The organism is Stenotrophomonas maltophilia group sp. SKK55 (assembly GCF_057179845.1).
This window is the reverse complement of record NZ_JBXUHP010000001.1, coordinates 41,240-56,408: the sequence shown is the minus strand read 5'-3', so window position 1 is coordinate 56,408 and position 15,169 is coordinate 41,240. Positions and strand designations below refer to the sequence as shown.

General features: G+C 68.3%; 11 protein-coding genes. 5 read left to right on the top strand and 6 right to left on the bottom strand.

Translation table 11 applies throughout. From position 1 onward, the window contains the following. Nucleotides 1-86 precede the first annotated feature (86 nt). Nucleotides 87-2,603 carry a S9 family peptidase gene (locus AC2A1N_RS00260; protein ID WP_242891014.1) on the top strand — a complete coding sequence of 839 codons (2,517 nt, stop codon included), beginning with the start codon at nt 87-89 and terminating at the stop codon, nt 2,601-2,603. Nucleotides 2,604-2,850: 247 nt separating this feature from the next. Next, on the top strand, nt 2,851-5,562 hold the full coding sequence (gene ppc / locus AC2A1N_RS00255) for a phosphoenolpyruvate carboxylase (protein WP_242891012.1): 2,712 nt from the start codon (nt 2,851-2,853) through the stop codon (nt 5,560-5,562). 67 nt (nt 5,563-5,629) lie between these two features. Here the strand turns inward: ppc and AC2A1N_RS00250 are convergent, their stop codons facing one another. Both AC2A1N_RS00250 and metK read right to left on the bottom strand, forming a co-directional pair. Next, the gene (locus AC2A1N_RS00250; RefSeq protein WP_005415314.1) at nt 5,630-6,136 is read right to left on the bottom strand and encodes an acyl-CoA thioesterase; all 507 of its coding nucleotides are present in this window, start codon (nt 6,134-6,136) and stop codon (nt 5,630-5,632) included. Between the two features lie 140 nt (nt 6,137-6,276). After that, the gene (gene metK, locus AC2A1N_RS00245) at nt 6,277-7,488 is read right to left on the bottom strand and encodes a methionine adenosyltransferase (protein ID WP_005408103.1); all 1,212 of its coding nucleotides are present in this window, start codon (nt 7,486-7,488) and stop codon (nt 6,277-6,279) included. Between the two features lie 334 nt (nt 7,489-7,822). Here metK and olsF point away from each other — a divergent pair, with 334 nt between their 5' ends. The 3 genes from olsF (at nt 7,823) to AC2A1N_RS00230 (ending at nt 11,522) form a co-directional block, all read left to right on the top strand. Continuing rightward, nucleotides 7,823-9,538, top strand: a complete 1,716-nt coding sequence (olsF, locus tag AC2A1N_RS00240; protein WP_242891010.1) for a bifunctional ornithine lipid synthase OlsF — start codon at nt 7,823-7,825, stop codon at nt 9,536-9,538. After that, entirely contained in the window at nt 9,535-10,335 is an 801-nt protein-coding gene (locus AC2A1N_RS00235; RefSeq protein WP_061478373.1) for a UDP-2,3-diacylglucosamine diphosphatase, read from the top strand. The genes olsF and AC2A1N_RS00235 overlap by 4 nt, the downstream gene beginning before the upstream one ends. Nucleotides 10,336-10,454: 119 nt before the next feature. Continuing rightward, a complete protein-coding gene (locus AC2A1N_RS00230; RefSeq protein ID WP_061478372.1) occupies nt 10,455-11,522 on the top strand; it encodes a metal-dependent hydrolase in 1,068 nt (355 codons plus the stop codon). A gap of 57 nt (nt 11,523-11,579) precedes the next feature. Here the strand turns inward: AC2A1N_RS00230 and AC2A1N_RS00225 are convergent, their stop codons facing one another. The 4 genes from AC2A1N_RS00225 to AC2A1N_RS00210 form a co-directional block, all read right to left on the bottom strand. Further along, on the bottom strand, nt 11,580-12,407 hold the full coding sequence (locus tag AC2A1N_RS00225) for a methyltransferase domain-containing protein (protein WP_242891008.1): 828 nt from the start codon (nt 12,405-12,407) through the stop codon (nt 11,580-11,582). A 63-nt stretch (nt 12,408-12,470) separates the two neighbouring features. Next, nucleotides 12,471-13,466 carry a tRNA dihydrouridine synthase DusB gene (dusB, locus tag AC2A1N_RS00220; RefSeq protein WP_111200860.1) on the bottom strand — a complete coding sequence of 332 codons (996 nt, stop codon included), beginning with the start codon at nt 13,464-13,466 and terminating at the stop codon, nt 12,471-12,473. Nucleotides 13,467-13,613: 147 nt separating this feature from the next. Beyond that, nucleotides 13,614-14,045 (bottom strand): hypothetical protein, encoded by a 432-nt coding sequence (locus AC2A1N_RS00215; protein ID WP_061478370.1) that lies wholly within the window; start codon nt 14,043-14,045, stop codon nt 13,614-13,616. Between the two features lie 149 nt (nt 14,046-14,194). Next, nucleotides 14,195-15,160, bottom strand: a complete 966-nt coding sequence (locus AC2A1N_RS00210; RefSeq protein WP_010481872.1) for a ribokinase — start codon at nt 15,158-15,160, stop codon at nt 14,195-14,197. Nucleotides 15,161-15,169: the final 9 nt, after the last annotated feature.

Genomic DNA, 15,169 nt, shown 5'->3' with positions numbered 1-15,169 from the left:
CATCGGCATGACCCAACCATCGGCAGATGGGGCCACGTGCACGGCCTGTTAAGGTCGGTGTTTTCACGCATCACACAGGTGGAACGATGAGCATGCACGCGCGCCGCACACGGCGCTGGACCGGCCTGGTCCTGTCGATGGGGCTGCTGGCGGTGGCCCCGCTGGCCTGGGCGGCCGCTTCGCAGCCCGTTGCCGCGCAGGCGCAGGGCGTCAATGGCTACGAACTGCCATCGGCCGCACTGCAGGCGGTGGTCGACGCCCCGCGCGCGCCGTCGCTGTTCCTGTCGCCGCGCCGCGACGTGGCCGCGATGATGCAGATGCCGTCGCTGCCGTCGATCCAGGTGGTGGCGCAGCCGGAACTGAAGCTGGCCGGCCTGCGCATCAACCCGCGCACGTTCTCCGACAGCCGCTTCAGCTTCGGCGAGAAGCTGTGGCTGATGAACGTTGCCGACGGCAAGGAGCGGCAGATCAGTGGCCTGCCGGCCACGCTGTCGATCGCCAGTGTGATGTGGTCGCCGGACCAGAAGTGGCTGGCGTTCAACCAGGTCGATGCCGCCAGTGGCGCCAATGAACTGTGGCTGGTGGATGTGGCCGGTGGCAGTGCCCGTCGCCTGGTTGCCGGCCTGAACACGGTGATCGGCAGCGGCTACCAGTGGCTGCCGGACAGCCGCGGGCTGGTGGTGTTCACCCGCCCGGCCAACCTGGGGCCAGCCCCGGCCGCCGACGGCGTCCCGACCGGCCCTGCCGTGCAGCAGACCCGCCAGGGCGGCGGCGTGGTGTCGATCCGCACCTACCAGGACCTGCTGAAGAACGAAGCCGACGCTCGCCAGTTCGATTACTACGCTACTACCCAGCCGATGGAAGTCGGCCTGGATGGCAGTACCCGCGCGATCGGTGCGGCCGGCATCTTCATGGGCTTCTCGGTGTCGCCTGACGGCCGCTTCGTGCTGCGCCAGCCGGTGCAGCGTCCGTACTCCTACGTGGTGCCGGTAAGCAGTTTTCCGCGCCGCATTGAAGTGATCGACCGTGCCACCGGCAAGCTGGTGCATACCGTGGCGGTGCGCCCGCTGGTGGAAGGCCTGCCGACCGGCAACGACGCCGAAGTGACCGGCGTGCGCGACATCAGCTGGCGCGGTGATGCCGATGCCACCCTGGTCTGGGCCGAAGCGCAGGACGGTGGTGATCCGAACCGGGAGGCCAAGGTGCGCGATGCGGTGCTGATGCAGGCCGCGCCGTTCGACAAGCCGCCGGTCACCCTGGCCCAGCTCGGCAGCCGTCTGGTGGGTATCAACTGGGGCCGTGGCGACCTGGCCCTGCTGACCGAGTCGTGGTGGAAGACCCGCAGGACCAAGACTTGGCTGATCGCCCCGGACAACGCCGGTGCCGAGCCGCGCCTGCTGTGGGATCGTGACGCGCAGGACCGTTATGCCGATCCGGGGCGGCCGCTGCTGGCCAGCGATGAACGTGGTCGCTCGCTGCTGCAGACCAGCCCGGATGGCAGCAGCCTGTACCTGGCCGGCGCCGGTGCTTCGCCGGAGGGCGACCGCCCGTTCGTGGACCGCTTCGACATCGCCACGGGCAAGGCCACCCGCCTGTTCCACTCGCAGGCGCCCAGCTACGCCGCGCCAGTGGCGCTGCTGGACGACCAGGGCAGCTCGCTGCTGCTGAGCCGTGAAAGCCCGGATGAGCCGGCCAACTTCTATGTGCAGTCGCTGGCCGATGCCGGTGCCGCACCGCGCGCGCTGACCCGTTTCGCCCATCCGCTGCCGCAGCTGAAGGGCGTGCAGAAGGAGCAGATCCGCTACAAGCGCAAGGATGGGGTCGACCTGACCGCGACCCTGCTGCTGCCGCCGGGTTACGACCCGAAGCGCGATGGTCCGCGTCCGCTGCTGATGTGGGCCTACCCGGGTGAGTTCAAGAGCGCGGCGGCGGCCAGCCAGGTGACCGATTCGCCGTACCGCTTCAATGCGGTCAGCTACTGGGGCCCGCAGGCGTTCCTGGCCAAGGGCTATGTGGTGCTGGCCAGCCCGTCGATGCCGATCATTGGCGAGGGCGACAAGGAGCCGAACGACACCTACATCGAACAGCTGGTGGCCAATGCGCAGGCGGCGGTGGATGAAGTGGTGCGGCGTGGCGTGACCGATCGCGAGCACATCGCCATCGGTGGCCACTCCTACGGTGCATTCATGACCGCCAACCTGCTGGCACACACCCGCCTGTTCAAGGCCGGCATCGCGCGCAGCGGTGCCTACAACCGCACGCTCACCCCGTTCGGTTTCCAGGCCGAGGAACGCAACTACTGGCAGGCGCAGGACGTCTACCAGAAGATGGCGCCGTTCAATTATGCCGACAGGATCAAGGATCCGATCCTGTTCATCCACGGCGTGGACGACAACAACTCCGGCACCTTCCCGATCCAGAGCGAGCGCATGTTCGCCGCGGTGAAGGGCCTGGGTGGTACCGCGCGGCTGGTGATGCTGCCGAACGAATCGCATGCCTACCGCGCACGCGAATCGATCATGACCATGCTGGCCGAGAGCGAGCGCTGGCTGGAGCAGACCATCGGCCCGGCCGAGCAGGGCAAGGCGAAGAAAAAGCGCTGATACCTGCATGAGGGCGGCCCCTGCAACAGGGGCCGCCTGTGCGGCTGCGCCGCCGCCCGAGCATGGGCTCGGGCGCTACACGGTATAGCGCGTGATGATGTCTGTAGAGCCGAGCCCACGCTCGGCTGCTTCTGCTGCAGATACGTGCAGATACGTGCAGATGAAACCATTTCCGCATCGCAGCATCGTGCGCAATCTGGTTTAGGCTTGGGGTCTGGATCCGTTGACCGAGGCCTGTGCGTCGCCGATGAACGAGTACCGCAGCAGCATCGAGTTTGCTTCTCCCGATCTTCCGCTTCGCGATGACGTGCGCCGGCTCGGCGCACTGGTCGGTGACCTGCTGGTCGAGCAGGTATCAGCGGCTTTCCTCGACGACGTCGAGGACGTGCGCACCCGCGCCATCGCCCGCCGCGAGAACCAGGCACCACTGTCGGAGCTGGCCGAAGGGCTGGCCGGGCGCACGCCGCAGCAGGCCGAGACCATGGTGCGGGCCTTCAGCACGTACTTCCAGGTGGTCAACATTGCCGAGCGCGTACATCGCATCCGCCGCCGCCGTGACTACCAGCGTGCCGGTACGGCAGGGGCGCAGCCCGACGGCCTGCAGGATGCGCTGCAGCACCTGAAGGCGCAGGGCGTGGGCCTGGACGAGCTGGCGCAGTGGCTGCCGCGCATCGATATCGAACCGGTGTTTACCGCGCACCCGACCGAAGCGGTGCGCCGTGCGCTGCTGGAGAAAGAGCAGCTGATGGTGGCCAGCCTGGTCGACAACCTCGACGGCCAGCGCACGCCGGGGGAAGCGGCCGCCGATGCTGCGCGCTTCCGCATGGCGCTGACCGCGTCGTGGCAGACCACTGACTCTTCGCCGGTGCGGCCCACTGTCGATGACGAGCGCGAGCACGTCGGCTTCTATCTGGTGCAGGTGCTGTACCGCGTGATTCCGGTGCTGTACGAATCTCTGCAGCAGGCGCTGCGCGATACCTACGGTGAAGAACTGCCGTTGCCGCGCCTGCTGCGCTTCGGTACGTGGGTGGGCGGGGACATGGACGGCAACCCGAACGTGGATGCCCACACCATCCGCAGTACGCTGGATGCGCAGCGGCAGGCGGTACTGGCGCGCTACCAGAAGGAACTGCTGCAGCTGGCCAGCCTGCTCAGCCAGTCCACCGAGCGGGTGGGCGTGAGCGATGCGCTGCAGGCGCGCGTGGCGCACTACCAGCAGCTGCTGCCGCAGGTGCAGTCGCGCCCGCGCCATGCCGACATGCCCTACCGCCTGCTCAACGATCGCATGCGCGCGCGCCTGCAGGCCACGCTGGAAGACGGCGAGGGCGCTTACGCCGGCCCGGATGAACTGATCGACGACCTGCAGCTGATCCTCGACAGCCTGCGCGCGAACCGCGGCGAGCATGCCGGTGGCTTCGCCGTACAACGCCTGCTGTGGCGGGTGAAGACCTTCGGCTTCCATCTGGCGCGGTTGGACGTGCGCCAGGAATCGAGCGTGCATGCGCGCGCGCTGGCGGCGGTGCTGGGCGGCGACCCGGCGTGGGAGGGCCTGGATGCATTGGGCCGCGCGCGCCTGCTGGCACCGCATGCCAGCGGTGAGGTGCCGTTGCCGGAAGGCGACGACGAAGGCAACCGGCGGCTCGACGCCGTGTTCGCTGCATTGGCCGATGCCCGTGCGCGGCATGGCGGGGATGCACTGGGCAGCTACATCATCTCGATGGCACACGACCGCAGCGACGTGCTGGCGGTGCTGGCGCTGGCACGCCGTGGCGGCCTGGTGGAAGAGAACGGGTCAGTACCGCTGGATATCGCGCCGCTGTTCGAGACGGTGGATGACCTCAAGCGCGGTACGGCGACCCTGCGTGACCTGCTGGCCGACCCGGTCTACCGCGCCCATCTGCGTGCGCGCGACGACGTGCAGATGGTGATGCTGGGCTATTCGGACAGCAGCAAGGACGGCGGCATCGCCGCCTCGCGCTGGGGCCTGCAACGCGCGCAGGTGGAACTGCTGGAGGTGGCGGCCGAGGCCGGCATCCGCCTGACCTTCTTCCATGGCCGGGGCGGCTCGATCAGCCGTGGTGGTGGCAAGACCACCCACGCCGTGGATGCGTCGCCACGCGGCAGCATCGATGGCCGCCTGCGGGTGACCGAGCAGGGCGAGGTGATCCATCGCAAGTACGGCATCCGCGCGCTGGCCCTGCGCTCGCTGGAACAGGCCACCGGTGCAGTGCTGCGCGCCAGCCTGCGCCCGCGTGCCGCCGAGCCGCGCGAGGATGACTGGCGGCCGGTGATGGATGCGGTGGCTGCGGCCAGCAGCGAGGTGTATCGCGCGTTCGTCGGCCAGCCCGGTTTCATGGACTACTTCCGCACCGCTACGCCGATCGACGTGATCGAGCGGATGACGCTGGGCTCACGGCCGTCGCGTCGTCTCGGCCAGGACGCCGCACTGGGCAACCTGCGTGCGATTCCCTGGGTGTTCGCCTGGAGCCAGGCGCGTGCGGTGATTCCCGGCTGGTACGGCGTGGGCAGTGGCCTGCAGGCCGCGGTCGATGCCGGCCACGAACAGACCCTGCGCGATATGGCGCGGGACTGGCCGTTCTTCCGTACCTTCCTGGATGACATCGCGATGGTGCTGTCCAAGGGCGATATCACCATCGCCGAGCAGTTCTCGCTGTTGTCGGGTGAACTGCACGGGCGCTTCTTCCCACAGGTGCAGCGCGAACTGGAGCTCACGCGGCGCTGGCTGCTGGCGTTGATGGACCAGCAGACGCTGCTGGACCACGATGCGCGGCTGGCGCTGTCGATCCGCCTGCGCAATCCCTACGTCGATCCGATCAGCGTGCTGCAGGTGGATCTGCTGCAGCGTTGGCGGGCCAGCGGGCGCGAGGATGACGATCTGCTGCGCGCCCTGGTGGCGTGCGTGAACGGCGTTTCGCAGGGTGTGCAGAACACCGGGTGATGCGTATCCGCCGGGCATGGCCCGGCGCTACCTGCCTCGGTGGGTGCGGGGCGTGCCCCGCACGCCCTCACTCCTCCGGCGACGGCGGATTCGACGCCAGCAGTTCCAGGTGCCGCTGTTCCATTTCCTGGCGCAGCTGGCGGCGGATCTGTGCGGCGGCCTGGCGGCGCTTCTCGTCGGAGGTGGCCGGTTGCAGTGGCGGTACCGGCGTCGGCCGGCCTTCCTCGTCCACCGCCACCATCGTGAAGAAGCAGCTGTTGGCGTGACGCACGCTGCGCTTGAGGATGTCCTCGGCCACCACCTTGATGCCGATCTCCATCGATGAGGTGCCGGTGTAGTTCACCGAGGCCAGGAAGGTGACCAGCTCGCCCACCGCGATGGGCTGGCGGAACATCACCTGGTCCACCGACAGGGTGACCACGTAGCTGCCGGCATAGCGGCTGGCGCAGGCGTAGGCGACCTGGTCGAGCAGGCGCAGGATGGCGCCACCATGGACCTTGCCGGAGAAATTGGCCATCTCCGGCGACATCAGCACGGTCATGGACAGCTGGTGGGTTTTCAGTTCGGTCGACATGGGGCGATTGTATCGGCGTGGCGTAGCTCTTGTAGAGCCGAGCCCATGCTCGGCTGCTCTTGTCGCAGGAAAAAGAAAGCCGAGCATGGGCTCGGCTCTACAGAAAGCAGAAGGGCCGCGTGAGCGGCCCTTCGTGTTGCTTACTTCAGCTTCGCATCGGCGCGCAGGGCGGCGGCGCGGTCGGTCTTCTCCCAGGAGAAGGCCGTGGCGTTGACGGTCTCGCCTTCGCCGTTGAGGTAGCTGAACTCCTTCGGCTTGCGGCCGAAGTGGCCATAGGCCGCGGTCTGCTGGTACATCGGGTGGATCAGGTCCAGCATCTTGATGATGCCGTACGGGCGCAGGTCGAAGTGCTTGCGGATCAGCTTCTCGATCTTGTCGTCGCTGATCTTGCCGGTGCCGAAGGTGGTGACCGAGATCGAGGTCGGCTCAGCCACGCCGATGGCGTAGGAGACCTGCACTTCGCAACGGTCGGCCAGGCCGGCGGCAACCACGTTCTTGGCGACGTAGCGGGCCGCGTAGGCGGCCGAGCGGTCGACCTTGGACGGGTCCTTGCCGGAGAAAGCACCACCACCGTGACGGGCCCAGCCGCCGTAGGTGTCGACGATGATCTTGCGGCCGGTCAGGCCGCAGTCGCCCACCGGGCCGCCGATCTCGAACTTGCCGGTCGGGTTGATGTGGAACTTGGTGCCCTTGTGCAGCCACTTGGCCGGCAGCACCGGCTTGATGATCTCTTCGCGGACGGCCTCGATGAGGTCCTTCTGCTTGATGCCCGGGGCGTGCTGGGTCGACAGGACCACGGCGTCGATGGCCGAGACCACGCCGTTTTCATAGCGCAGGGTGACCTGGCTCTTGGCGTCCGGGCGCAGCCACGACAGCGGCGAGTTCTTCTTCTTGCGGATCTTGGCCTGCTGCTCGACCAGGCGGTGCGACAGGTGGATCGCGGCCGGCATGTAGCTGTCGGTCTCGTTGGTGGCATAGCCGAACATCAGGCCCTGGTCGCCAGCGCCCATTTCTTCCGGCTTCTTGCGGTCCACGCCCTGGGCGATGTGCGGCGACTGCTTGCCGATCAGGTTCAGCACGCCGCAGGTGGCGCCGTCGAAGCCGACGTCGGAGCTGTCGTAACCGATGTCCGTGATGACCTTGCGGGTCAGCGCTTCCAGGTCGATCCAGGCGCTGGTGGTGATTTCACCGGCCACGATGGCAACGCCGGTCTTGACCATGGTCTCGCAGGCCACGCGGGCGCGCTGGTCCTGGGTCAGGATCGCGTCCAGCACCGCATCGGAGATCTGGTCGGCAACCTTGTCCGGATGGCCTTCGGAGACCGACTCGGAGGTGAAGAGATAGCTGGACATCAGGCGTAATATCCCTTGATTCGGATGGAAAGATGGGCGCGCATGATACACGGGGTGCGCCGCCTGTGCATTGTGAACCCGTACCGGTTGCCGGTGGTTAAGCCCGCGTAGGCCCGGCAGGGGCCGTCACGACGGGATTGGGGGCCGGCCTCGAGGCCCAGTGTTCCACCAGCGTGACAACAGACGGGGCTGCCCAACCCCCGACCGCGCAGGCCGCGACCCGGCCGTCAAGAGGGCCGGCCGTCATCGTTCTGCCCCGAAACCGCCATCTGGCTGCCGCCTGCCGGGCGCAGGCTGTCGGCCAATCCGGCCGCCGGGCATCAGTGGATCCGCCATGCAGGAACTCGAACAGCGTCTCCAGCAACGTTTCCCCGATTGGTTCCATGGCCGCCGTGGCCAGCTGGCACGGCCGCTGCTGCGCAGCGTCGGCCGCTGGTCGCGCCTGGACCAGATCGAAGCCTTCCTGCAGCGCAGCTCAGGCCTGCGCGGCTTCGGTTTCGTCGCCGCCGGCCTGGAGTTCATCGGCGGCCAGTACCAGGTGGATCCGGCTGCGCTGGCGAAGATTCCGGCCACCGGCCGCCTGCTGATTGTCGCCAACCACCCTTCCGGGGCGCTGGACGCATTGGCCTTGCTGGACGCAGTCGGCCGTATCCGCCGCGATGTGCGGATCGTGGCCAACGACCTGCTGGGGGCGATCGCTCCGCTGCAGGATCTGCTGTTGCCGGTGCGCATCCTGGGCGGCAAGGTGCAGCGCGGCAGTCTGCATGCGGTGGAGCAGGCGTTGGCCGCCGAGCAGTGCGTGATCGTGTTCCCGGCTGGCGAGGTCTCGCGCCTGTCGCTGCGCGGCATCCGCGATGGCCGCTGGCAGCGGGGATTTGTCCGTTTTGCCCGCGCCGCCGGTGCACCGGTGCTGCCGGTGCGGGTGGAAGCGCGCAACTCGGCACTGTTCTATGGCGCCTCGACCCTGTTCAAGCCGGCCGGTACCGCGCTCCTGGCGCGCGAGATGTTCACCCGTCGTGGCCGCCCGCTGCGGCTGAGCATCGGCGAGCCGATGCGGCTGGGCGATGGCGGTGACCCGGGTGCCCAACTGCTGGCGGTACGCCGCGCACTCTATGCGCTGGGCCGCAATGGCGCGGCCGGCAATGCCGCTGCCTGCGCGGGCCCTGAGCCGCTGGCCGCCCCGGTGCCACCTTCGCAGGTCGCCGCTGGCATTGCTGCCGCCACCCAGCTGGGCCAGACCGCCGACGGCAAGCAGATCCTGCTGGCCACCTGCACTGCCGATTCGCCACTGCTGCTGGAACTGGGCCGCCTGCGCGAACTGACCTTCCGCCAGGTGGGTGAGGGCACCGGCCGCAGCCGCGACCTCGACAACTACGACCCGCAGTACGAGCACATCGTGATCTGGGACGCCGCCGCGCAGCGCATCGCTGGCGCGTACCGGATCATGCGTGGTGCCCACGCGTTGGCCCGGCACGGCCTGTCCGGGCTCTACAGCGCGTCGCTGTTCCGCTATTCCGACGATGCCATCACCCACATCGCCGAGGGCCTGGAACTGGGCCGCAGCTTCGTGGTGCCCGATTACTGGGGCAGCCGCAGCCTGGACTACCTGTGGCAGGGCATCGGTGCCTACCTGCAGTGCCGGCCGGGGATCCGCTACCTGTTCGGCGCGGTGTCGATCAGTGCGGCGCTGCCGCGCGACGCACGCGAGCAGCTGGTGGCGTACTACCAGCGCTATTACAGCGGTAGCGCGGGCCTGGCCGAATCGAACCGCCCCTTCCAGTACTTCGCTGCGCCGCCCAGTTTCGGTGAGCTGGATGCAAGCGCTGCGTTCGACGTGCTGAAGGCCAACCTGGCTGCGCTCGGTACCGGCGTCCCCACGCTGTACCGCCAGTACACCGATCTGTGCGAACCCGGAGGCGCGCGTTTCCTTGCGTTCGGCGTCGACCCTGACTTCAGCGATTCGATCGACGGCTTGATCGAGGTGGACCTGTGCGCGGTCCGGCCGAACAAGCGCAAACGTTACCTGCGCGACGCGGGGACGCCGGCATGAGCACGCTGGCGAACCTGTCGCCGCGCCGGCGCGCAGTGTTCGTCTCCGACGTGCACCTGGGCTCGCGCCATTGCCATGCCACCGAGCTGGCGCGATTCCTCTCGCAGCTGCGCTGTGAACGGCTGTACCTGGTGGGCGACATCATCGACCTGTGGTGGATGGCGCACCGCCGTGCCACCTGGCGGCAGTCGCACAGCGAGGTCATCCAGGCGCTGCACGCGCTGCGCCGTGCCGGCACCGAGATCATCTACATTCCGGGCAACCACGATGCTTCGCTGCGCCAGGTCTGCGGTCTGATGCTGCCGGCGATGCAGGTGCGCCGCCGCGCCATCCACGTGACCGCCGATGGCCGCCGGCTGCTGGTCGCGCACGGCGACGAGTATGACGGCGTGACCCACTTCGGCGGCCTGCAGGAAAAATTCGGCGACTGGCTGTATTACCGCATCCTCACCGGCAACCAGGCCTTGAATGCAGTGCGGCGGCGGCTGGGCATGCGCTACTGGTCGCTGTCGGAGTTCCTGAAGAAGCGCAGTGGCGCCGCTGAACGCTACATCGAGCGTTTCGTGCAGGCCGGGCTGGACGACGTGCGCCGACGCGGCCTGGACGGCATCGTCTGCGGGCATATCCACCGCGCCGCGCTGGTCGAACGCGATGGCCTGGTCTATGCCAACGATGGTGACTGGGTGGAAAGCCTGACCGCGCTGGTCGAAGACCACGACGGCGCGCTGCGCCTGCTCGACCACAGCGGCCAGACCCTGCTGGAACTGCCCGGCGCGCGGTTGTCGCAAGCGGCATAGCCCGCGTCCGTCCCGCTGTAGAGCCGAGTCCATGCTCGGCTGACGTTACGCGCAACGAAGAGCAGCCGAGCATGGGCTCGGCTCTACATACACCGCGCGCAAGCCGCTAGCATCGGTCCATGGATTCCCTGACCCAGATCGTGCTCGGTGGCGCAGTCGCTGCTGCCATCGCTCCGCCCGGCCATCGCCGCGCGGCCCTGCTGGCCGGTGCCGCGCTCGGCACCTTGCCGGACCTCGACGCCCTGTGGCTTGGCTTCACTGCGGCCGACCCGGTGGCGAACATGACCGAACACCGCAGCTTCAGCCATTCGCTGCTGGTGCTGCCCTGGGTGGCCGCACTGATCTGGTGGTTGTTCAAGCGCTTCGGCAACGGCCGGGTCGCGCAGTCACCGCTGCGCTGGTTCTGGGCGATCCAGCTGGCGCTGGTCACCCATCCCGTGCTGGATGCGTTCACCGTCTACGGTACCCAGTTGTGGTGGCCGCTGCGGCCACACCCAACCATGGGCTCCAGCGTCTTCATCATCGACCCCGGCTACACGGTGTGGCTGCTGCTGGGCTGCGTGCTGGCCTGGTTCGGTCGTGCGCGGCCCTGGGCGGGCAAGGTGCTGGGCGCGGCGTTGCTGCTCAGCAGTGGCTACCTGGGCTGGGGGCTGATCGCCAAGGCGCAGGTCGATCGGGCCGCGCAGCAGAGCCTGGCCGCGATGGGCCTGGGCGATGCGCCGCGCTTCTCGGTGCCGATGCCGTTCAACACCCTGCTGTGGCGGGTGGTGGCGATGACACCCAGCGGCTACGTGGTGGCTGACCGTTCGCTGCTGGCCGACCACGGGCCGATGCGGTTCGAAGGCCATGCGTCCAACGTACAGGCCTTGCGCGAAGCGCAGGCCATCCCGGCGGTGCAGCAGCTGCAATGGTTCAACCGTGGCTTCATGCGTGCGCAGGTCGTGGACGGAAGGCTGGTGCTGAGCGACCTGCGTATGGGGCTGGAGCCGGACTACACCTTCAATTTCGTCGTGGCCGGGCAGGCCGACGGGCAGTGGCGGGCGATCGTTCCCGAGCAGGTGCGGGTGGACTACAGCAGTCCCGCCGCGCGTGCCGACGCTGGTCGCCGCCTGGCGGCGATGTGGCAGCGGATCTGGCAGGAGCCGGCGGCGGTGCCGGGCGCGGCCGACCACACCGCCGTGCATTGATCAGTGGATCCACGCATGGCGTGGCTCTACGCCCTCAATCGGCAGCAGAACACCGGCTCAATACACCGTGGCGCGGCCCTGCACGAACGAGTAGAAGAACACCGCATTCGGGTCGTTCTGCACCAGGCGGAACTCGCGGCGCATGCCTTCCACGGTGTCCTCGTCCACCGAGCCGGCCTGCAGCAGCTGGTCGGCCGCCGACAGCAGCAGCTGCTCCCAGAACGCGATCATGGTCTTGCGACGCGCCGGTTCGCGGTTGTCCAGGTGGATGGTCTTGATCTCGGTATGCACGTCGCGGAAGCCACCGGCCAGCAGCAGGTCGCCCAGCTTGGCGCCGACGAATGGATCGCCGCCATGGTCGTACTGGAAGTCATTGAAGGCCATCCAGTAACGCCAGATGTGCGGCGAGTACGGGTCGAGCAGGAACGAGGCATTCATCACTTCGGTGATGTAGACCGGCGAACCCGGTGCCAGCACGCGGCGCACTTCGCTCAGCACGCGGGCAGGGGAGGGGACGTGTTCCAGCACCCAGCACAGGAACGCCGCATCGAAGCTGCGCGCCTCGAATGGCAGCTCACCGGCGTCGGCCTGCTGCAGGGTGTAGCGGTCGCTGCACCACGGCGTGCGCGCCAGGTTCTCGCGCGCCGTGGCCAGCTGCGTTTCGCTCAGGTCCACGCCGGTCACGTGCAGCTCGGGGAAGCGGCGCAGCAGGATCTCGGTCTGCGCACCGACGCCGCTGCCGACTTCCAGCAGGCGCCGTGCACCGCTGTAGTCGATCTGGCCGAAGATGCTCGATTCCAGCAGGCGCGCCTGGGTCATCAGGCGCTGCTGTTCGGTGCCGGAAAACCCGTGCAGGTAGGTCGGAGAGGAGATCGGCGGGGTCATGGAGGCGGGCTCTGGGAGTTCAATTCGGTCGAGCAGGCTCGACGTTGTGACGCGGCAGTGCGGTCAGGCCGCCGAAGGCAGCGCCGGTTCCCCGGCAATCAGGCGGTCGAAGTACTCGGTGGTCAGCGCGATCTGGCTCTGAGGGTCTTCGGCACGGTTGACCACCGCACGGAAAGCGGCATTCTCCGGCCGGTCCCTGGCATACCACCCCAGGTGCTTGCGCGCGATGCGCACGCCCTGCGGTTCGCCGTAGAACGCGTGCAGCGCATGCAGGTGGCCGAGCAGGATGTCGCGCACTTCCGCCAGCGATGGCGGCGGCAGTTCCTCGCCGGTGGCCAGGTAGTGCGCCACTTCGCGGAAGATCCACGGCCGGCCCTGTGCGGAACGGCCGATCATCACCGCGTCCACGCCGGTCTGCTGCAGCACGTAGGCGGCCTTCTGCGGCGAATCGATATCGCCGTTGGCGATCACCGGAATGCGCAGCGCGGCCTTGATCTCGGCAATGGTGCTGTATTCGGCCTGGCCGGTGTAATGCTGGTCGCGGGTGCGGCCGTGCACGGCCAGCGCGGCGATGCCGCTGTTTTCGGCAATGCGGGCAATGACCGGGCCATTGCGGTGGTCGCAATCCCAGCCAGTACGGATCTTCAGCGTGACCGGCACGTCCACCGCGTTGACCACGGCTTCGAGGATGCGTGCCACCAGCTGCTCGTCGCGCATCAGCGCCGAGCCGGCCCAGGCGTTGCACACCTTCTTGGCCGGGCAGCCCATGTTGATGTCGATGATCTGCGCGCCGTGGTCGACGTTGTAGCGCGCGGCTTCGGCCAGCTGCTGCGGCTCGGTGCCGGCGATCTGTACGCTGATCGGTGCCGGTTCGCCGTCATGGTCCATGCGGTGGATCGACTTGCGCGTGTTCCAGAAGCGCGGGTCGCTGATGGTCATTTCCGAGGCGGCCAGTCCCGCGCCCAGCCGTTTGCACAGCAGGCGGAAGGGCTTGTCGGTGACGCCGGCCATGGGTGCCAGCACGACGTTGGGGGCAATGGTGTACGGGCCGATCTGCATGCGCCCATTGTAGAGCGCGGGCGCGGCCTGGGCGGTGTCGGCGGGCCCCGGGTTCAGGCCGATCGGCACCGACCTCATGCCGTACCGGCATCAGCAGATGCTTGACGGTTGCTTCCGCCGCCCCCAAGGGCGGGCGATGGTAGGTGGCTAACCCAGGCTCTGCCAGGCCTGGCGGGTACCCAGGGCGAAGGCCAGCCCCAGGCCCAGGCAGGCCAGCGAACTGACCACCCAGAAGCGCCGGCCGTTGTACCCCGGCCGGAACAGCGCCAGGCCGAAGCCCATCGCGGCGCGCAGCAGCAGCAAGGCAGCGATGGCGGGCAGGACCAGGCGGCTGGCCGGCAGCGGCGAATGCCAGCCCGCGGCGGCCAGTGCGTACAGGGTCCAGGCCACCAGCACGGCAGTGATGCCGGCGGTCATCAGCGGTGGCCACCAGTGCCCCGCATGCGCGAGCCGGACCACGCGCTGGCCGGCACCGAAGTATCTGTACCACGCGGCGCCGAAGGCGATGCAGCCGATATGCAGCAGCGCCGCAGCGGCACTGCCTGCGGCCGCGACCAGCAACCAGGGGAATCCGTCCATGTCCTGCCCGTGCAAGGAAGCTGCGCGGATCGTGAGCGAGGGGCAGGATGTGGGCAATGCGACAGGCGGTCGCAGGGGCTGGGCAATGTGCAAAAGAAAGGCCCAGGTGCCTGTGCACCTGGGCCTTGTCATCCACGCGTGGCGTGGAATTACTTGGCTTCGGCGTCGGCCGGGGTGAAGCGCGGCATCGCCGCTGCAGCGCCTTCCTTCTCGGTCGAGCGACCGGCGAACTGGTTGGCAAAGCGCACGTGGCGGGCGAACGGGGCGTCGGCCACCTGCGCCAGCGACGCGGCCAGCGCACCGTTGAAGGCATCACCGGCACCGGTGGTGTCGATGGCCTGCACCTGCTCGGCGCCGACGCGGTAGTACGGCTGGGTATCGCCGCGCAGGTTCTCGTCGGCATGCGAGACGAACACGCCCACCGAACCCAGGGTCACCACCACGGTACCGTTGCCGACCAGCTTGCGGCACAGCGCATGCAGGCTGGCGCCATCCAGCGCGGCGACATCGTTGGCATCCACGCGCTCACCGACATGGCGGCCGAGCAGCGCGGCGAACTCGGTCTCGTTCGGGGTGATCACATCGGCCAGCTTGAGCAGGCCGATGGTCGAGGGCGCGTCGGCCGGTGCGGTGTTGAGCACGGTGGTGACACCGGCCTCGCGGGCCGTGGCCAGCGCCGCTTCGATGGTCTGCACCGGCGATTCCAGCTGTACCAGCACCACCTTGGCGCCGGTCAGCAATGCCTGCTGCTGTTGCAGGAAGTCGGTGCTGAGCGCGGCGTTGGCGCCCGGGCCGATCACGATGGTGTTACGGCCGCGCGCGTCCACATAGATGCCCGCAGTGCCGGTCGGCTCGCTGCTGGCTTCGGCAATCAGGCCGAAGCCATCCTGCGCGGCCAGTTCGCGCGCGGTGGCGCCACCGGCGTCATCGCCCAGCGCGCACACGAAGTGCGTGTCGGCGCCGGCGCGGCAGGCCGCGACCGCCTGGTTGAAGCCCTTGCCACCGGGGCCGGTGCTGTAGCGGCCGGCAATGGTCGCACCCGGTGCCGGCAGCGACTCGCACCGCCACACGTGATCGACATTGAAGGAACCGACGACAACGACACTGCTGCTCATAGGAAATCT